This is a genomic window from Ruegeria sp. C5, from assembly GCF_056537605.1.
The window spans coordinates 49,403-65,485 of the sequence record NZ_JBQFRX010000005.1; the positions used below are offsets into that span (position 1 = coordinate 49,403).

Sequence of the window (16,083 nt, forward strand, 5' to 3'; positions counted from 1 at the left end):
CAGGGGAAGTGCGGCCCGCAGGCATAGCCGTGGACACAGTATTGTCTAATAGGGGGGCCCGTGGGGAAGGCAGAGCCTTGTCCCTTACGGCCAGAGGCGTTTGGCTCGTCCAAATCCCGCTGGCCCAAAACAGGAGCGGCTGGGCGAGCTAAATAGTAACTAGTAGGGTCCAAACCAGCCTAAATTGCTGGGGTACTTCGTTAAGGAATATGCTGAGACCCAAACCGCCATTGACGAGGGTATGTGACAGCATGTCAGGTACTCAAACAAAGATCGCTTCACTTAACATCCCTAGAGACATTCGCGCTTCCCTTCGATGTGGTCAAATCGCTCAGCGCTTGCGAAACTAGGCAATTTTGATGCCGTGCAGCCACAACCGCAATTCGTGCAATATCGACGTTGGGACTACCATAGCCCCGCTACCAGCAGAGGTGCAGAGATAATTCAAAGCTGACAATGGATTGGATCTTGAGCGATCGATACTTTGCGGGCGAATGTCGTCTTTTGATTGCTTGCGATCAACGACTATTTCTAACCAGATGCAGCCACCTTTAGCTTGATATAAGTACTCGGCAGGCCAAGCCGCCAAGGTCCTCTGATTTCTCCAGTTTTAGTTTGCCGCCGTAAGCGTTCATCAGATCAACACAGATTGCCAAACCCAATCCTGTGCCGCTGACAGAGGTATCCAACCGACCTCCGGATCGAACTACTCCGTCAAGTGCATCCTCCGGAATTCCTTGTCCGTCATCCTCAATGCAAATCTCAATGCCGCCCTCTACACGCTTTGCGGCGATGTGAATTGTTGTCCGACACCACTTGAGCGCGTTGTCGAGAAGGTTTCCAATCACCTCTTCGATGTCCTGAGTATCCATTCGAACCTGAATCCCATCCTCGCAATCTGTCGTCAGAGATTTTCCTTCGCGTTCTGCCATGACCGAAAACAGTCTGGATAACCTGTTGACGGAATTGGTAAGGTCAGTTCGTGAATGCGTAAGTTCTGCGGTGTTCGACGCACGCATACGCGCAAGTGAGCGCTTTAGCTGAGCATCAATTCGATTTAACGCGTCATCTGCAGGTTCGATATCTGCACCCGCGTCCGACAAAGTCGCCAGTTCATTTCTGAGAATTGCCGTCGGTGTTTTGAGCGCATGTGCCAGATCCGCAGCTTGTCGTCGAGAACCAGACACAATTTCACGATTCCTGTGCAACAATTTATTTAGGTCCTCAACAAGCGGCGAAACCTCTTCTGGGTAATCTTCAGGAATCAAGTCATCTCCCTTGTCCCAGCGATGCGCCACATCTGCACGCAACTTCCTGAGGGGGCCGATAATTGCTGACATCAACAACAACGAGCCGGCAACTCCAATCAAACCAACCAATCCAAAAACCGGTAGCAAGTTGTTTTGCGCGGCTCTGCGTTCGCTTATCAGCTCTCGCCTGCTTTCGGCGACAGTTACGCCCCACTCGGTTCCGTCTTCGAATGTGATTCTCTGATATGCGCTACGAACGGCTTCGCTTTCCGGACCTGTGGTGTTCCAAACGATTGCCTCTTCGCTCACACGTACAGGTTCGGAAATTGTCTCGTCAAAGAGCGAGGCTGATGTGAATGTAGCCCCGTTTCCATCGGTAACCTGCCAGTATCTGCCTGAATACGGCGTTCCATAGGCTGGATCGAATATCAGTTCGCGCAGTGCCTCAGGGTTATGCGTCGTTGCGCTCAAACCGACAACGAGTTGGGTGTGCCGGTCACGTAGCGTCTGGTCGAATTGTTCCAGAACACGTGTGTTGATGTACGAAAACACAATCAACGTTCCGACGCCGACAGAAAGCGCGCCTGTCGCAAGGCCGCCAAGCAAAGCGCGTTGGCGCAGCGATAACATCAGGCCGTATCGATCATATAGCCGCGTCCTCTGACCGTTGTAATAAGGTCAGAGCCCAGTTTCTTTCGCAGCCGGGTTATGAAGACGGCAATGGTGTTCGAATCCCTGTCACCGTCATATTCATAGATATGCTCTGACAACTCGGTACGTGACACCATGCGTCCGATGTTGTGGGCAAGGTATGTCAGAACTGCGATCTCTTGCGCCGTCAGATCAACAGGAATGCCGCCCACGCTGACGCGACCGTTTCGTGTATCGAGCATAACGTCCCCCATTTCGATAACCGGGTTTAACTGACCGCTTTGTCGGCGCAGGATGGCCCGTACACGAGCGGCCAGCTCGGGCATGTGAAATGGCTTGGTCATATAGTCATCAGCACCTGCATCAAGACCATCCACGCGCTCGCTCCACCCATCGCGGGCGGTGAGGATCAACACGGGTGTCTTGACGCCCGCGCTGCGCCATTCGCGCAGGACAGAAATACCGTCGCGTTCCGGCAACCCGATGTCGAGGATGATCATGTCGTAAGGTTCGGTCGCACCCAGGTGCAGGGCGTCAGTACCATTCTTGGCCACATCTACCACGCGGCCTTCTGCGCTAAGAAGTTTCTTAATCTGCTCGCATAGCTGCGGTTCATCTTCGGCCAGAAGTACTCTCATATTCAAAAACTACAGTCACAACTGCTTTGGTTTAAGCCCTATTTTTTACCGTTGCCCTTGCCGTTCCCGCCAGAGTTGCCGCCGCCGTTTCCACCGCTGTTTCCGCCACCATTGCCGCTGCCGTTACCACCGCTATTACCTCCTCCGTTTCCACCACCATTTCCACCTCCATTGCCGCCGCCGTTGCCGCCACCATTGCCATTGCCACCGCCGTTGCCATTGCCACCGCCGTTTCCACCAGCATTGCTATTGCCACTGCTTTTGCCGTTGTTTCCACGGCTCGCAGAAGCTCCACGATTGCTGTTGGTGTCGCGGCTGTTGTTGGCGTTGGCGGGGTTCGAACGGGCTGCTTTCGATATTTGACGCCCAACACTGGATCGATTGGAAACGACTGTACCGGTCTGTGCATTCACAATGACACTGACAATTTTTCCATCGGGCTTTTTGACTAGAATACGATAGTAAATTTGATCAGCCTGAAACGCGCGCGCATCGACTGGAGTCCCGCCATAGGCTTTTTCGACACCTTTGATAACCCGTTTCAAACGAATGGTGTCCCCGGTCAGGGTCGCTTTGCGCAGTTCACCTTGCTTGAGCTCGCGTGTCTGGGCAGCCGCTTCCCCAAAAGGCAAAGCAACAATCAGGCTTGCTACCACCAAGATCACCTTCGCGCGCATGAAAGTCCTCGTATTTCGCGGCTAGAGACTACGTCTTTCGACATGAACCGATGATGAACAAGCAGTTAGCCCTGCGTTCAAGCACCCTCAAGTTAAATGGCAAGAAGCATTGGGGATTCGTGCGTGAATCGAGACTATTGAACATAGCGAGTTGTTTCAGAAAACTGATACCCGCTGATTTCCACCGAGGAGGTCGATATGAAAATCACCAGTTTGAGACTGCTAAAAGCATCGACCCTGGCAATCGCGTTGTTGGGATCTACAGCCATCGTAGCCACCGTTGCGGTGCCGGATATTGCATTTGCAAAGGAGGGCAAAGGCAATGGCGGTGGAAAGGGTAACGGTCCAGGCAACGGCAAAGGCGGCGATAAAGGAAACGGTGGAGGCAACGGCGGCGGAAAAGGCAATAGCGGTGGCAAGGGGAACTCCGCCAGCGGAGATCGTGATGACCACAGTTTCGCCGGTAACAAAGGCGGAAAGAAAGGTGCCGACAAAAGTTTTGGTGGCCGAAACACCGGGAAATCCAAGACAAAATCTTCGCGCTCTGCTTTGGGCAAGGGCGGTCGTTTTTCCTTGAAGGATATCTTTAGCGGCAAAGGCAAGTCGAGAACGGTTGCCACATCTGGAAAACGCTCGACCACCAGCGGTAGCAAACAAAAGCCCAGGACGTACAAGAAGCCTTCGAAAACAGTAATTGTCGAAGAGTCCATTCGCCCAGCGGTCAGGGAAAAGGGGAACAAGATGGCGGCACTTCTTGGTGCCCACCCGTCTGAGTTAGGGGCGCTCAATGCCGCCAACGCCAGCGCAACTGCATTAGAAAATGCAGCGCCCAATTCCCGCGTAGGCCGAATTGCCAATTATCGAGATACTGTGTTGGCCGGAGAACCCTTGCGCGAAGAGCTTGAGGAACAATTGGAAGAGCTCGCTGGCTTGGAGCCGCCGGAGCGGACTGTTCCTGAGATTGAAGAAGACCTGGAAGCCGCGTTGGGTGAAGTCCAGGAAAACCAGGAACGCGTCGAGGATCTCGAACAAGCGCTGGAAGACGCAGGCGGAACGGACCCAGAGATTGAGGAGCAATTGGATGAAGCCCGCGCTGATTTGGACTCTTCGATCGAAGCAGCGCAGGAGCTGAACGATGAACGTCAGGCTGCCGTCGAATACGAAGAAGCGACTGAACAGGTGCAAGAACTGGCTGACCAGGTCGAGGAACAGGAATTGACCGAACGGGAAGCCCTGGAAGCCGCCGCCAACAAACCCGTGACCGACGCCGTTGAACATGAGGTAAAGGCGCTGTTGGGTCTGTAACGAAAGACAACGGCTCTCTGCGTCAATCAACCCTCAGTACTGACCACTCACGGAAGTACTAAAGCCCGGGTCAGCCAAAGGCTTCACAGGATGGGTAGCGGCTGGCCGGATACTTTTGCAAATCAAGGGCTACGCCCTTTTTCCCAAAGGCATAAGAAAGAAACCCCGCCCCATAACTGGAGCGGGATTTAGTTTTCAATTCCAATATCTAGGACGAATACCGGGAATTGTGTGGGGGTCTGCTGAACTGCCTTCAGACGTTGTTATGTGCCTCGGAAAGCCGCTTGTTTTTGACGATCTGTGTTAATGCATTTTCGATAGGAGGGAAGCGACCACTGCTCGATTTGGTCGTGGTTGACAAACGTTCTCCGGCGATTTTGCCGGAGGTTTGCATCACAGCTGTTGTGCTGGACTCTTCAGTCACAAAGGCAGACTTGATCATGCGTTTCCCCTTGTCAGCGATCAAACGGAACAACGTCCCGTATGATCTAACACCGTCACTATGCCTGAGACTGTTTGAACACTCTGAGAATACATTGTTCACGTTCAGTTAATGTTGTTCGCGAAATAAAGACAAACGAATAGGCGGGCGACCAGATGGAGGAAGAACATCCCGTTTTGATGCTTTAGTTGAATTTGCGATGACAATCGCAGCCGATGATTTCAGCTCGTGAACAAACTGCTGCATCGGAAAGCAACTCTTCGCTTATGAACTCGCCAAGGCCCATTCAAGATCATATCTAAGCTAAGAAGCTGAAAAAGGCGCTGGGAATGAAAAAGATTGTTGGGATTCTGGCGGTGGCACTGACCGTGCAAGGCGCGTCATTTGCGAACGCCAGTGTCAGCTTGTGGAGCCTTAGCACGGGGCACGTTAGCGGAACCGGCGCTACCTCGCCGATCCATGTGAAATCCAAATCCGGACATTGTCCGCCGGGCTTGGCAAAAAAGGCAATCCCGTGCGTACCGCCTGGACAGGCAAAGAAATATCGACGTGGCGATTACATCTATGATGGGTATGTCCGCATTGATGATCCCAGCCGTTGGGGACTACGGCGCAACGGATATTACGTGCGTGCCGGAGATTATGTTTACGAAGTAAACCGTGAAACACATGAAGTGCTGAACCTGATAGGGGCAATCGCCGACATTCTGAATTGATAGATGTTATCGTTCACTGACTTGCATCTCTGTTTGCCGCCATTCGGTTGGATTGCGGCAGTCAAAGGTGTAGGGGGTAGAAACAGACATTCTTCGCGTGAAGGATCAATTACTGCTATCTGGCTATTGAAGTAGTGTTTCGTTTGGTCCGCAAGGAAGCTGATCATTCAACTAGAGATCGCTTCGCAATACATCCGTTCAGAGATGTTTGCGGTTTATTGGACAGTACATCGACTACAAATCTGTTGGGCACATTAGATGAGTTGCAAAATGGTTATGTGTGACACACGAACCAGGGACCGTTTTTGCTGCCATCAAAATAGCCCAAGCTCTAAATAGACATCAGCCAATTCTTGAAGGCTCTTACTGCGACCCGATCTTGATCTCCTGGGCGACAGACTAAGTAGAGGCCCCGGTTCAATGGAACGCGGCTTTCGTCCAAGCGAATTAGCCGGCCAAGCTTAAGGTCTCTCTCCGCCAAGAGGTGTCTCGCCAAGGCGACGCCTTGGCCGTCGATCGCCGCTTCTAGAAGGACGGCGCTGTCCACAAAATTGATGTTCCGCGCCTTAATGTGATCCGCGTCCAGCCCAACTTGTATGATCCAACTGTCCCAACCTGCGTTGAAGTTGTCATGCAACAATGGGAAGTTTGCCACATCCTCGGCGCGCATCGGAAGCTGTGATTTTTCGACGAGCGTTGGTGCAGCGACGACGATCAATTCCTCTTGTCTGATTTGCTCATGATAGAGCCCGTCCCAACCGGGTTCTCCAAACCTTATCGCAACGTCGACATCGGACCTGTCGAAATCTGCAAAGGTATCATTTGTATCCAGCAATAGCGCAATTTCCGGGTGCTCTTGCTGAAACAAACTCAGCAATGGCACAAGCCACTTCAGGGCCAGAGACGTCGACAAAGACACTGTGATCGACTGGCGTTGATGAATGCGTCTCACCTCTGTCACGCCCATCTGCAACGCAGAAAACGCTCCACGCGTTGATTGATGCAGGCGTTCTCCGGCGTCGGTAAGATTTACGCCATTGGGGTGGCGGTGGAAGAGCGTTACGCCAAGATGCTGCTCCAGCAATTTGATCTGCCGGCTGATCGCCCCGTGCGTTACGTTCAACACGCCCGCTGCCTTGGTCAGGCTGGAATGTGCCGCGGTCTCGTCAAAGGCCTGAAGGGCGCGAAGATGTCTAAGGCTTTTCGACATGTGAGAAAAACTAACAGGCTTATCAAATAAAATCGATAGGATTTATTGGTTACAAAGAGTTATAGCGGGGTGACTCTAAGAAATCTCACGGGTTTATTTGGACGAAGGTCACATGTCAGCTTTCAAAGTTGCGCTCATGACAGGTACGGGGCAAGGCATCGGTCGAGGGTGCGCCGTTGAAATGGCTAAAGCCGGCTACAAACTCTCTTTAATGTCCCCGTCCAATCGTTCGTTAGCGTTGGCGGAAGAGCTTGGCGGCATTGGCCGTCGAGGCTCGGTTCTTGATGCGGATGATCTGCAGGCGTTGGTTGACGACACGATGCGCGAGTACGGCCGGATTGATGCCATTGTCAGTAACATGGGGCATGGCGGATCCGTGCCTGAGGCCATCAAAACCGTTGGCTTCGATCCTGACTTTGACGGACCGCTTTTGGAACTCAGCGACGAGTTATGGCACGAAAGTCTGGACATGTATGTGCTAAATGTCGTCAAGATCGCCCGTATCGTCACGCCCATTCTGATCGAACAAGGCGGTGGTGCATTCGTTAATATCTCATCCATGAACACAATCGAGCCACGTGCGCCCTATCCCATGAGCATGCTGCGTGGAGCATTGCATAGTTTCTCAAAGCTCTACGGGGACCGATATGCACGGCACAACATTCGCATGAACAACCTGCTGCCGGGGTTCTGCGAGAACGTGAACCTGTCCGAACAGGCTCGCCGGGAAATCCCAGCACAGCGTGCGGCAACTTTTGAGGAAATCGGACAGGCGTGCGTGTTTCTCGCCAGCGAAGGAGCTCGCTATATCAACGGCCAGAGCATACTATCTGACGGAGGCATGAACCGCGCGGTCCGATAGAGAACAGTGAAATGATTGTCAGAGCACTCAAAGATATTCTTGGAACAGAGCGGGACGTCTTTGGCCCGGGCTGGAACAGCAGACGGCTGCTTCTGGCCTCAGATGGTATGGAGTTCACGCTCACTGACACACTCATCAACCATGGTGCAGAGTTGGAGCTTGAATACACCCATCATCTGGAGGCGTGCTATTGTATCGAGGGTAAGGGCAGAATCAGAGCAGCCGACGTTGAAACCTGGCATGCCCTTGTGCCATTCACCCTTTACGCGTTGGATCAACATGACAGGCATGTGGTGCAAGCCACAAAGGCCGATCTGAGGCTTGTCTGTGTCTTCACTCCACCGCTCAGCGGGCGTGAAGTGCACCGCGAAGACGGAAGCTACGGCCCGGGAACCTAACCGGGGCAGCTATTAGCAGAAAAACAAAATCCGGTCGCAAGGGCGTAATTGAAAGCGGCAACAAGCAGTAAAAACAGAACGGTAAACCGGCTAACATTACATTGCTGCCTTTCTTGGCCGTGGTTAGTGTCGCAGCAGCGTTGATAGAAGCGTGTCAATCGTATCTGGGATAACAGCAGTAAGAGCGATCTCAACGAATATCAGTTGCGCATCCGAGAACGCAGGATGAAAGGCCGCAAAATAACGACAATCTGACTGATAGCGCATTCGCCCCAAATCGTCCAGATCGTTGATCTCGTGCATCGCCTCATAGGTGATGATTTTGTAAAGAAAACGGGTGGGGCTATCCCGGCTGATTTACTTTAGGACAAAGAAGCCCCAATTGAATCGGTTGCGCAACAAATGGACGAAATAAATATCTGTTCGCTTGAGTTCCGGGTTGGATTGGAGAAAGCGCAGCATGTCGACGTGCATGGCCACAAGTTCCTGCGTCGCACCAGACGGCTGGTTCAACCGTCGCAACAACTCTTGCCGCCTTGGCCCTGAAACTTCACTAAGCCTTTATAAAGACTCACACTTCGATCAGTGTCGTAGCGGCGCGCCGTTTGGAAAAGCTGATCGGCGTCTAGCTCTAGATAGCCCTTCAAACAGGCAAATAAGTTTAGTTTCTCCGCATCATCCAGGGTTTGGAAGCGATCAAGAATCGTAGACACCATCGTGAAACCTGATACTTCACCGTCTGCGGACAGAAGCGCCTCACATAACTAGGCAATGGATCGTTTATCATCCTTACCTCACGTTTTGTCAGGACGGTCTAGCAGTTGGTTTAATAGGTCACCTAGAAACTAATTCCGCTGCATTTCAGGGCTCCATCTGGCTACTAAGGTATTCGCCTGTTCGACGATAGTGATCAACCAGGTGACGAGTTGCGCTGTCCGCGTCGTGGTTCAGTGCGGCGTCCAAGATTTGCTGGTGCTCAGCGGCAATGTCCCGCTTCTTGTAGCTCGAACCGCCAGCCGCCAGATAGCGATAGCGAATGTTCAGGTCGTAAAGCTGCGAGCAATACCGCATCAGCAACGGCAGATTCGAATTGTCCAACAAGGCCATATGAAACTCCTTGTGAGCGTCTTCAAAGTCACGCGCGCCGTTCTGGCCGGCCTTTTTCATATGGTGGTGACGTAAAACAAGCCGATCTTCCCAGGCCTCATCCGCGTTGGTGATAGAGGCGCGCAACGCGGTTTCCTCAAGGTTGCATCGCAACAGAAGTATTTCTTCGAAGTTACACTTGCTGACCGGTGCTGCCCGAAATCCGCGCTGATCAATCCGCTCGACCAACATGTCCGATGTCAAAAGGCTAAGCGCTTCGCGAACCGGACTAGCGCCGGTGTCCAAAAGCCCCCGAAGCTGCTCGATCTTGAGTTTTTGTCCCGGAGGTAATTCTCCGGTCAATATCATGTCGCGCAGCCTTCGATACGCGCCATGCGTGGCTGATGTCTCTTTGCCCTCAGTATCAAGCATGGCGTCCATATCCGACCGTTCCTTTGTTCGCGGCAAAACTTTTGATTGCTCTTAACTGAGGGCACTCGTTCCAGTCGATAGGCCAACTGAAAGGCTCAGCGAGCCTTCGTTGATCATCCAGCGCCGAAGTTCAAATTCGCGCGCACCGCTTTGGTGCATCGGATCGTCCTCGGCCAGTTTTCGGGCAGCCTCAAGACTGTCAGCACGATAGATAATCAGGCCCATCCCCTGCATGTGCTCACCAGTCTCATCCGACATTGGCCCTGCAAAAGCCAGCTGTCCCGCGCGTTCAAGCTGTGCTTGATAGGCCAGGTGGTCAGGAAGTGTCGCCTTTACATCTTCGGGTTTTTTGGCAGGTGTGCTGAGTACTACGTAGAGTTCCAAAGCAAGTGCACCACGGCTTTTTGCTTCTGATTTGTAGTTCGCCCAGGCAACCATTTGCGTCCTCCAAAAATATCGATATTATTTGACATATTGCAAAATAGTCGGCAAAAATCAAGTGAACTGACATGGATGGTGAAAATGAAATACCTGGTGGGAGAGACTTTGGATGGCACAGCGGTTTTTGCTGTAAACGGCGAAAATGCAGTGAATCTAACGGCTTTGCATCCTGCAATCGGTTCGGATTTGATGGGTTTGATAGCCAAGCCTGAACTGGCCGACTCACTTGCCCCCAAAATTGACGCGGCAGACAGTGTGCCCGTGTCTTCCATCACTCCGGCATTGCCCGTTGCCGCTCCCGGAACGATCATTTGCATGGGGTTGAACTACACGGACCACATCAAGGAAGGCGGGTATGATATCCCGGAGTATCCGACGCTGTTTATGCGTGGGAAGAATTCGATCATGGCGGCAGGGCAACCTATGGTGCGGCCTACCTGTTCCGAGAAACTCGACTACGAAGCCGAGCTTATGCTGATCGTTGGAAAACGCGGCCGTCATATCTCGGAAGAGGACGCATTGGATTATGTCTTCGGCTACACCGTGTTTAACGACGGGTCGCTGCGGGATTATCAGCGTAAAACCGTTCAATGGACGCCCGGCAAAAACTTCGATGACACAGGCGCGATCGGCCCTTTCACTGTAACGCCGGAAGACTTGCCGGAGGGAGCATCCGGCCTGAAAATCGAAAGCCGAGTGGGGGACGAAATCCTGCAAAGCTCGAACACCGCCAACATGATCTGGGGGGTTCGTCAGGTCATCGCCACGATCTCGGAATATACCACTCTCGAACCCGGTGATCTGATTGCGTTGGGTACGCCGCCGGGTGTTGGTCACGCCAAAAAGCCCAATCCACGTTGGTTGAAGCCGGGTGAAACCGTCGAGGTCGAGATTGAGGGCATCGGCATATGCGCCAGCCCCGTCATCGACGAAAAGGACGCCGAGACTAAGGTGGCCGCAGCATGAGCGCACCAACCGGGGCAGAGCTGGAGGCACTTCGCGCAAAGGCGCAGCAAGATCATCGCGATCTGCGCGAGCGCATTCCACGTCTTTCAGACGACGCAATTGCTCTGATCCTCCGCGAATCCAGATCTCATTACGCCTGGACCGACAAGGCTGTTTCTAACGAATTGCTTGAAGAGATCTATGACATCACGATCAACGGCGCGACCAGCATGAACACGCTGCCCGCCCGCTTCGTTTTCGTTAAAAGTGCGGAAGGAAAAGAGCGCCTAGCTAAGTCGTTAAAGCCGAAGAACGTGCCAAAGATGATGGATGCGCCGGTCACTGCGATCATTGCTTATGACATGGACTTCTGGAAGGAATTACCTTTTCTTTTCCCGCACGAAGATCGACGGCCACTTTTCGAAAATAATCCCGAATATGTAGCCGATACAGCGTTTCGCAATGGAACGCTTCAGGGCGCTTACTTCATGATCGCCGCGCGTGCGGTTGGGTTGGACGTCGGCGCCATGTCTGGCTTTTCAAACAAGATCGTCGACGAGGAATTCTTCGCGGGCACGACGCTCAAGTCGAACTTTCTTTGCAATCTGGGCTACGCAGACGAAACAGGATTGTTTCACAAGCTGCCTCGCTTCTCATTCGAAAAGGTTTGCTCTTATGCATGAGGAGGTGACGCTGTGGCGATGAAAGTGAAACCTGTCGTGACCTACCGTACGACAGCTCAATGCCCGACACACGCGCGCACCGAGATCCCAATTCGCGATCTGGACGTGATTATCGACGAGCCTGTCGAACGAGGCGGAACAAATCTTGGTCCGTCTCCGACTGAAGCCGCAATGGCAGCCCTGATCGCCTGCACGAATGTCATCGGGCACAAGAATGCGCACCGCTTGGGAATTGATCTTGGCACCGTGACAATCGACGCGAAATGCAGGCTGGATCGGCGCGGTGTCCTGATGGAAGAGGAGATCGATGTTCCGTTTCCCGAAATCGAACTCACTGTGAAGTGCGATACGCCCGCCAGTCAGGAGGATCTGACACGCGTGGGCGAGGAGACAGCCAAGTATTGCGCCATCGCAAAACTGTTTCAAGCGGCAGGCACGGACCTGACCGTCAACTGGGTCAAAACCAACCAATAAAAATCGACAGGACCCGACTTTCTGGGAGGAGAGAAATGAAAAACTGGACTAAACGCAGCCTAATGGGATTTGCTCTGGCAGGCACCATGGCGTTGCCTCTTGCAGCAGAAGAGACCATTTCCGCCGTCGTGATTGATGGCTATCCCGATCGGGCCTTGTGGGTGAAAGAATTCACCAACTTCTTCATTCCAGAAGTGGACAAGCGGCTGGCCGACTCCGGCAACTACAAGATGAACTGGCAAGAGAACTATGGCGGTTCGATCGTAAAGCCGAAGGGCGTGCTGGAAGGGATCCAGCTTGGCCTTGGCGACATCGGCATTGTCACAACTATCTTCCATTCGTCCAAGTTGCCCAGTCAGGGGATATCGGGGTCGACCCCGTTCGTGTCATCGGACTCTCGCGCGGTAGCCAAAGCCGTGGATGAGATCGCGCGCGAATACCCAGCGATGCAAAATGAGTTCGCTGCGCAGAACCAAGTCTATCTGGCGACCGGTGTAGTACTCGATACGTATCAGGTTTTTTGTACAGAGCCGGTCTCGGCTGTTTCTGATCTGGAAGGCCGAAAAGTGGCAGGGGCGGGACTGAACCTCCGATATCTCGAAGGTATCAAAGATGCAGCGGGGGTTCGTGGTGGCCTGACCGATTTCTACAATATGCTGCAAACCGGCCTTGTTGATTGTGCGATGCTGTGGCCTGAAGCAGCCAAGACCTTCAAGATCGCCGAAGTAGCTCCTTACATGCTCAAAGCTGACTTGGGTGCCGTGAACTCCAAGACGATCACAGTGAATTCTGACTATTGGGCAAAGTTGCCGGATGAAGTCAAAGGCGTTCTGCAGGCCGTCGCAATTGACTACCGTGATCATGTGGCTGGCATCGCTATGGACCGGGCTGCGGCCTCAAGGGACGCATACACCGAAGCCGGCGGGACGATTGTCGAAGTTTCGGACGAAGACCGAGCGGCCTGGGCCAACGCAATGCCAAATGTAGCACAGGAATGGGCAGCCACGCTGAATGAGAACGGTGAACAAGGCGACGCGATACTGGCCGCTTATCTCGGCAAGCTGCAGGACGCCGGTTTTACCGGAGTGCGTGACTGGACGGCCGAGTAACAGTCTGGCGATCCACGAAAGGGGCCTTTCATGCTGAAGACCGCAGTCGCTGGCTTGTCGCGGGTCGCCAATTCGCTTGCTATCGCCGCCAACGCATTGGGTACGCTTGTCGTCCTTGCGTTGGTGGTCATTCTGAATGTCGACGTCATTGCGCGCGGTCTGTTTTCGGCACCTCTGCGTGGCACCTATGAAATGGTGCAGTTTTCGGTCGTGATGATCGTTTTTTTGCAGCTGGCCGACGTAGTCAGAGTGGATCGGCTGACGCGCTCGGACGGGTTTCTGAACCTGCTACACCACCGCCGTCCTGGGCTAACGGCCAACCTGAGGCGCATTATCAATGCCATCTCCGCAATCTTCATGGGTCTGATTGCTTATGTAACCTTTCCCGAGTTCCTGCATATGTGGGAGACACAGGACTACTTCGGAGTTCCGGGTCTTTTTACTCTGCCATGGTGGCCGGTCAAACTGGTCATCGCGTGCGGTACTGCGCTTGCCTGCGTGATCTTCCTTCTCAAGGTTGTCACGGCGCAGGACCGCCCGCATCTAATTCGCACCCCTGAACATGACGAGGCCACAGAATGACGCCGATTGAGATTGGCCTGATCTCGGTCATAGCCATCGTCTTTCTGATTTACGCAGGCGTTTACATTCCCATCGCATTGGGCGTGGTCTCGTTCGTGTCGATCTGGCTGATGCGGGACAATTTCACGCTTGCGCTCAACCTGCTGAAAGTGGCGGTCGGCGACAGCGCGATGGAATACAGCTTTGCAACAATCCCATTGTTTACTTTCATGGGGCTCATTGTCTCAAAAGCCGGGTTGGGCAGGGACATCTACGAAGTCATGACCATGCGATTTCGCAAGGTCAAAGGCGGTATCGGTATGGCAACCGTTGGAGCCAACGCCGTCTTTGCCGCAGTGACTGGGTCGTCAATAGCCTCCGCATCCGTGTTCACCAAGGTCTCGGTCCCGCAGATGATGGCGCAGGCTTATAACCCACGCTTTGCTGTTGGCGTGGTCGCCGGGTCTTCGGTTTTGGGGATGATCATCCCGCCCTCGGCGATGCTGATCATCTATTCCTTTGTCGCCGAGCAATCTGTAGGGGACATGTTCCTTGCGGGGGTTATTCCGGGGATCATGCTGGCGATCGCTTATGTAGGCGCGATTTGGGTTATGGGTCGTTTCACCCCTGCATTCGTCGGTGGCCGCGTTGTCGAAGACACCGAGTGGATGTCAGGGCGCGAGATAGCTTCCAAAACACTGCCGACACTGTTCATCATTACCATCGTCCTTGGTGGTATCTACACAGGTTGGTTGACTGCCGTAGAAGCAGGGGCCGCCGGAGCTCTCGTTGCGCTAATCATCGCGGTTGCCCGCAAGTCGATGTCTCCACGCGCATTCTGGGACGCGTTGCTGGAAACCGGTCACATCACAGCGGCGATCCTGTTCCTGATCACGGCCGCTTCAATCTACAGCCGCATGCTGGGACTGGCCGGGCTACCCAATCAACTGCAGGATCTGCTTGCGGGGAATTCCGCATCTTTCTGGTCGATAATGCTGCTCTATGTTCTGTTGATGCTATTTCTGGGAACATTGCTCGACACCGCGTCGATCATTCTGATTGTAGTACCGCTGTTCTTACCCATGGCCGAAGCGCTTGATATGTCGCTGATCTGGTTTGGCATTATCACCGTGGTTGGGGCTGAAATCGGTCTTTTGACACCACCTTTGGGTATATCCTGCTTCGTTATCAAATCCACGATTAACGATGACCGCATATCACTTAAGGACGTGTTCATGGGCGCACTTCCCTTTGCGTTCGTAATGCTGATCGTTCTGTTCATTCTGATCGAGTTCCCGATCCTCAGCCTTGCCCTGATTTAAGGAGGACAAGATGCGCTCTGTCACCAAAGACAATATCACCGACGTCTTCATGGGGTACCTGTCCAAAGATACTGATCCACGGATGCGTGAAATCATGGGCTCCCTGGTCAAACACCTCCACGACTTTGCGCGGGAAACCAACCTGACGCATGACGAGTGGCGGGCCGGGATTGCGTTTCTGGAAGGCTGCGCTGCGGTGGAAACCGAGGATAGGCATGAATTCGTGCTAGCCTCGGACGTGTTGGGCCTGTCGTCATTGGTTGATATGCTGCATTCCAGTGCCGATGCGACCAGTTCGTCCGTTTTAGGTCCATTTCACGTCTCGGGCGCCCCCCCGCTGCCAATCGGTGGCGATATGAAGCGTCACTACGGCGGGCCGGTTCTACTTGCAGAGGGCGTGATCCGCGATACCGAAGGTAACCCTATCGCCGGGGCAGAACTGGATATCTGGCAAACGGCACCCAACGGCCTCTACGCCAGTCAGGATGAAGAACAGGACACCTATTCTTTCCACGGGCTGATGTCAGTTGGCGATGATGGCAGATATGCGTTCACCACGGTTAAACCAGTTGAATACACCGTGCCGTCTGACGGGCCAGTCGGTGATATTCTGCGCGCTTGTGGTCGCCATCCATGGAGGCCCTCACACTTGCACTTTATCGTCAAAGCCCCCGGGTATCGCTCCCTCGTGACGGAGATTTTTCCGGACAATGATCCCTATTTAGATCAGGATACTGTCTTTGGCGTTCGAGACGATCTGGTAATGACATATGTTGAACGACCTGCATCAGAATTTCCCGATGGCATGGAGCTTTCTGGTAAGATTGCCGAACCTTTCTTGCACGTGAATTTCGACGTGACGCTTGCCAGGGTCTGAATGA

The 16,083-nt window shown here is 53.3% G+C and carries 22 protein-coding genes; 11 read left to right on the forward strand and 11 right to left on the reverse strand.

Annotated elements, in window-relative coordinates; translation table 11 throughout:
• Positions 1-551: 551 nt before the first annotated feature.
• From ACR0AW_RS16120 to ACR0AW_RS16135, 4 genes are all read right to left on the reverse strand, one after another.
• Positions 552-1,559, reverse strand: coding sequence for a sensor histidine kinase (locus ACR0AW_RS16120; RefSeq protein ID WP_170733670.1), 1,008 nt, complete (start codon positions 1,557-1,559; stop codon positions 552-554).
• A 320-nt stretch (positions 1,560-1,879) separates the two neighbouring features.
• Positions 1,880-2,539 carry a response regulator transcription factor gene (locus ACR0AW_RS16125; RefSeq protein ID WP_170395997.1) on the reverse strand — a complete coding sequence of 220 codons (660 nt, stop codon included), beginning with the start codon at positions 2,537-2,539 and terminating at the stop codon, positions 1,880-1,882.
• Between the two features lie 38 nt (positions 2,540-2,577).
• Complete coding sequence (locus tag ACR0AW_RS16130; protein ID WP_480439385.1) at positions 2,578-3,216, reverse strand: PepSY domain-containing protein; 639 nt, start codon at positions 3,214-3,216, stop codon at positions 2,578-2,580.
• A 134-nt stretch (positions 3,217-3,350) separates the two neighbouring features.
• The gene (locus tag ACR0AW_RS16135; protein ID WP_170733671.1) at positions 3,351-3,926 is read right to left on the reverse strand and encodes a hypothetical protein; all 576 of its coding nucleotides are present in this window, start codon (positions 3,924-3,926) and stop codon (positions 3,351-3,353) included.
• 31 nt (positions 3,927-3,957) lie between these two features.
• On the opposite strand from ACR0AW_RS16135, the gene ACR0AW_RS16140 reads away from it, so the two are divergent.
• Positions 3,958-4,521: a coiled-coil domain-containing protein gene (locus tag ACR0AW_RS16140; protein ID WP_170566463.1), complete on the forward strand. Its 564-nt coding sequence runs from the start codon at positions 3,958-3,960 to the stop codon at positions 4,519-4,521.
• A gap of 253 nt (positions 4,522-4,774) precedes the next feature.
• On the opposite strand, the gene ACR0AW_RS16145 is transcribed toward ACR0AW_RS16140, so the two are convergent.
• On the reverse strand, positions 4,775-4,963 hold the full coding sequence (locus tag ACR0AW_RS16145) for a hypothetical protein (RefSeq protein ID WP_170395992.1): 189 nt from the start codon (positions 4,961-4,963) through the stop codon (positions 4,775-4,777).
• Positions 4,964-5,292: 329 nt separating this feature from the next.
• Between ACR0AW_RS16145 and ACR0AW_RS16150 the strand changes: the two genes are divergently transcribed.
• On the forward strand, positions 5,293-5,679 hold the full coding sequence (locus ACR0AW_RS16150; RefSeq protein WP_255612012.1) for an excinuclease ABC subunit A: 387 nt from the start codon (positions 5,293-5,295) through the stop codon (positions 5,677-5,679).
• 331 nt (positions 5,680-6,010) lie between these two features.
• Here ACR0AW_RS16150 and ACR0AW_RS16155 read toward each other — a convergent pair whose 3' ends face one another.
• Positions 6,011-6,889: a LysR substrate-binding domain-containing protein gene (locus ACR0AW_RS16155; RefSeq protein WP_170733672.1), complete on the reverse strand. Its 879-nt coding sequence runs from the start codon at positions 6,887-6,889 to the stop codon at positions 6,011-6,013.
• 136 nt (positions 6,890-7,025) lie between these two features.
• Here ACR0AW_RS16155 and ACR0AW_RS16160 point away from each other — a divergent pair, with 136 nt between their 5' ends.
• Positions 7,026-7,751 (forward strand): SDR family oxidoreductase, encoded by a 726-nt coding sequence (locus ACR0AW_RS16160; RefSeq protein ID WP_480444244.1) that lies wholly within the window; start codon positions 7,026-7,028, stop codon positions 7,749-7,751.
• Positions 7,752-7,762: 11 nt separating this feature from the next.
• Complete coding sequence (locus ACR0AW_RS16165) at positions 7,763-8,149, forward strand: ectoine synthase (RefSeq protein ID WP_170733673.1); 387 nt, start codon at positions 7,763-7,765, stop codon at positions 8,147-8,149.
• Between the two features lie 123 nt (positions 8,150-8,272).
• Here ACR0AW_RS16165 and ACR0AW_RS16170 read toward each other — a convergent pair whose 3' ends face one another.
• The 5 genes from ACR0AW_RS16170 to ACR0AW_RS16190 all read right to left on the reverse strand — a co-directional run bounded on the left by ACR0AW_RS16170 (position 8,273) and on the right by ACR0AW_RS16190 (position 10,105).
• Positions 8,273-8,452: a malonyl-CoA decarboxylase domain-containing protein gene (locus ACR0AW_RS16170; RefSeq protein WP_170733752.1), complete on the reverse strand. Its 180-nt coding sequence runs from the start codon at positions 8,450-8,452 to the stop codon at positions 8,273-8,275.
• 54 nt (positions 8,453-8,506) lie between these two features.
• On the reverse strand, positions 8,507-8,674 hold the full coding sequence (locus tag ACR0AW_RS16175) for a malonyl-CoA decarboxylase N-terminal domain-containing protein (RefSeq protein ID WP_170733674.1): 168 nt from the start codon (positions 8,672-8,674) through the stop codon (positions 8,507-8,509).
• Positions 8,659-8,862, reverse strand: coding sequence for a hypothetical protein (locus ACR0AW_RS16180; protein WP_170733642.1), 204 nt, complete (start codon positions 8,860-8,862; stop codon positions 8,659-8,661). Before ACR0AW_RS16180 ends, ACR0AW_RS16175 begins: the two co-directional genes overlap by 16 nt.
• A gap of 148 nt (positions 8,863-9,010) precedes the next feature.
• Positions 9,011-9,667 (reverse strand): GntR family transcriptional regulator, encoded by a 657-nt coding sequence (locus ACR0AW_RS16185; protein ID WP_255611858.1) that lies wholly within the window; start codon positions 9,665-9,667, stop codon positions 9,011-9,013.
• Positions 9,668-9,718: 51 nt separating this feature from the next.
• Positions 9,719-10,105: a YciI family protein gene (locus ACR0AW_RS16190; protein WP_170625007.1), complete on the reverse strand. Its 387-nt coding sequence runs from the start codon at positions 10,103-10,105 to the stop codon at positions 9,719-9,721.
• Between the two features lie 84 nt (positions 10,106-10,189).
• Between ACR0AW_RS16190 and ACR0AW_RS16195 the strand changes: the two genes are divergently transcribed.
• From ACR0AW_RS16195 to ACR0AW_RS16225, 7 genes are read left to right on the forward strand one after another with little or no spacing between them, the layout of a single operon-like run.
• Positions 10,190-11,074: a fumarylacetoacetate hydrolase family protein gene (locus ACR0AW_RS16195; RefSeq protein WP_170733675.1), complete on the forward strand. Its 885-nt coding sequence runs from the start codon at positions 10,190-10,192 to the stop codon at positions 11,072-11,074.
• The gene (locus tag ACR0AW_RS16200; RefSeq protein WP_170733676.1) at positions 11,071-11,736 is read left to right on the forward strand and encodes a malonic semialdehyde reductase; all 666 of its coding nucleotides are present in this window, start codon (positions 11,071-11,073) and stop codon (positions 11,734-11,736) included. The genes ACR0AW_RS16195 and ACR0AW_RS16200 overlap by 4 nt, the downstream gene beginning before the upstream one ends.
• An 18-nt stretch (positions 11,737-11,754) precedes the next feature.
• A complete protein-coding gene (locus ACR0AW_RS16205; RefSeq protein WP_170424878.1) occupies positions 11,755-12,210 on the forward strand; it encodes an OsmC family protein in 456 nt (151 codons plus the stop codon).
• Between the two features lie 35 nt (positions 12,211-12,245).
• A complete protein-coding gene (locus ACR0AW_RS16210) occupies positions 12,246-13,319 on the forward strand; it encodes a C4-dicarboxylate TRAP transporter substrate-binding protein (RefSeq protein ID WP_170392798.1) in 1,074 nt (357 codons plus the stop codon).
• A gap of 30 nt (positions 13,320-13,349) precedes the next feature.
• Positions 13,350-13,901: a TRAP transporter small permease subunit gene (locus tag ACR0AW_RS16215; RefSeq protein ID WP_170733677.1), complete on the forward strand. Its 552-nt coding sequence runs from the start codon at positions 13,350-13,352 to the stop codon at positions 13,899-13,901.
• Positions 13,898-15,202: a TRAP transporter large permease gene (locus tag ACR0AW_RS16220; RefSeq protein ID WP_170565456.1), complete on the forward strand. Its 1,305-nt coding sequence runs from the start codon at positions 13,898-13,900 to the stop codon at positions 15,200-15,202. Before ACR0AW_RS16215 ends, ACR0AW_RS16220 begins: the two co-directional genes overlap by 4 nt.
• Positions 15,203-15,212: 10 nt before the next feature.
• Positions 15,213-16,079: a dioxygenase family protein gene (locus ACR0AW_RS16225; protein WP_170392795.1), complete on the forward strand. Its 867-nt coding sequence runs from the start codon at positions 15,213-15,215 to the stop codon at positions 16,077-16,079.
• Positions 16,080-16,083 lie beyond the last annotated feature (4 nt).

What these genes read in the sequence shown, in the direction of transcription:
- ACR0AW_RS16165 (WP_170733673.1), top strand. Translation starts at nt 7,763, where the DNA reads ATGATTGTCAGAGCACTCAAAGATATTCTTGGAACAGAGCGGGACGTC.
- ACR0AW_RS16185 (WP_255611858.1), bottom strand. Translation starts at nt 9,667, where the DNA reads ATGCTTGATACTGAGGGCAAAGAGACATCAGCCACGCATGGCGCGTAT.
- ACR0AW_RS16205 (WP_170424878.1), top strand. Translation starts at nt 11,755, where the DNA reads ATGAAAGTGAAACCTGTCGTGACCTACCGTACGACAGCTCAATGCCCG.
- ACR0AW_RS16155 (WP_170733672.1), bottom strand. Translation starts at nt 6,889, where the DNA reads ATGTCGAAAAGCCTTAGACATCTTCGCGCCCTTCAGGCCTTTGACGAG.
- ACR0AW_RS16190 (WP_170625007.1), bottom strand. Translation starts at nt 10,105, where the DNA reads ATGGTTGCCTGGGCGAACTACAAATCAGAAGCAAAAAGCCGTGGTGCA.
- ACR0AW_RS16195 (WP_170733675.1), top strand. Translation starts at nt 10,190, where the DNA reads ATGAAATACCTGGTGGGAGAGACTTTGGATGGCACAGCGGTTTTTGCT.
- ACR0AW_RS16225 (WP_170392795.1), top strand. Translation starts at nt 15,213, where the DNA reads ATGCGCTCTGTCACCAAAGACAATATCACCGACGTCTTCATGGGGTAC.
- ACR0AW_RS16145 (WP_170395992.1), bottom strand. Translation starts at nt 4,963, where the DNA reads ATGATCAAGTCTGCCTTTGTGACTGAAGAGTCCAGCACAACAGCTGTG.
- ACR0AW_RS16210 (WP_170392798.1), top strand. Translation starts at nt 12,246, where the DNA reads ATGAAAAACTGGACTAAACGCAGCCTAATGGGATTTGCTCTGGCAGGC.
- ACR0AW_RS16140 (WP_170566463.1), top strand. Translation starts at nt 3,958, where the DNA reads ATGGCGGCACTTCTTGGTGCCCACCCGTCTGAGTTAGGGGCGCTCAAT.
- ACR0AW_RS16125 (WP_170395997.1), bottom strand. Translation starts at nt 2,539, where the DNA reads ATGAGAGTACTTCTGGCCGAAGATGAACCGCAGCTATGCGAGCAGATT.
- ACR0AW_RS16160 (WP_480444244.1), top strand. Translation starts at nt 7,026, where the DNA reads ATGACAGGTACGGGGCAAGGCATCGGTCGAGGGTGCGCCGTTGAAATG.
- ACR0AW_RS16200 (WP_170733676.1), top strand. Translation starts at nt 11,071, where the DNA reads ATGAGCGCACCAACCGGGGCAGAGCTGGAGGCACTTCGCGCAAAGGCG.
- ACR0AW_RS16150 (WP_255612012.1), top strand. Translation starts at nt 5,293, where the DNA reads ATGAAAAAGATTGTTGGGATTCTGGCGGTGGCACTGACCGTGCAAGGC.
- ACR0AW_RS16130 (WP_480439385.1), bottom strand. Translation starts at nt 3,216, where the DNA reads ATGCGCGCGAAGGTGATCTTGGTGGTAGCAAGCCTGATTGTTGCTTTG.
- ACR0AW_RS16170 (WP_170733752.1), bottom strand. Translation starts at nt 8,452, where the DNA reads ATGCACGAGATCAACGATCTGGACGATTTGGGGCGAATGCGCTATCAG.
- ACR0AW_RS16220 (WP_170565456.1), top strand. Translation starts at nt 13,898, where the DNA reads ATGACGCCGATTGAGATTGGCCTGATCTCGGTCATAGCCATCGTCTTT.
- ACR0AW_RS16215 (WP_170733677.1), top strand. Translation starts at nt 13,350, where the DNA reads ATGCTGAAGACCGCAGTCGCTGGCTTGTCGCGGGTCGCCAATTCGCTT.
- ACR0AW_RS16135 (WP_170733671.1), bottom strand. Translation starts at nt 3,926, where the DNA reads ATGGACTCTTCGACAATTACTGTTTTCGAAGGCTTCTTGTACGTCCTG.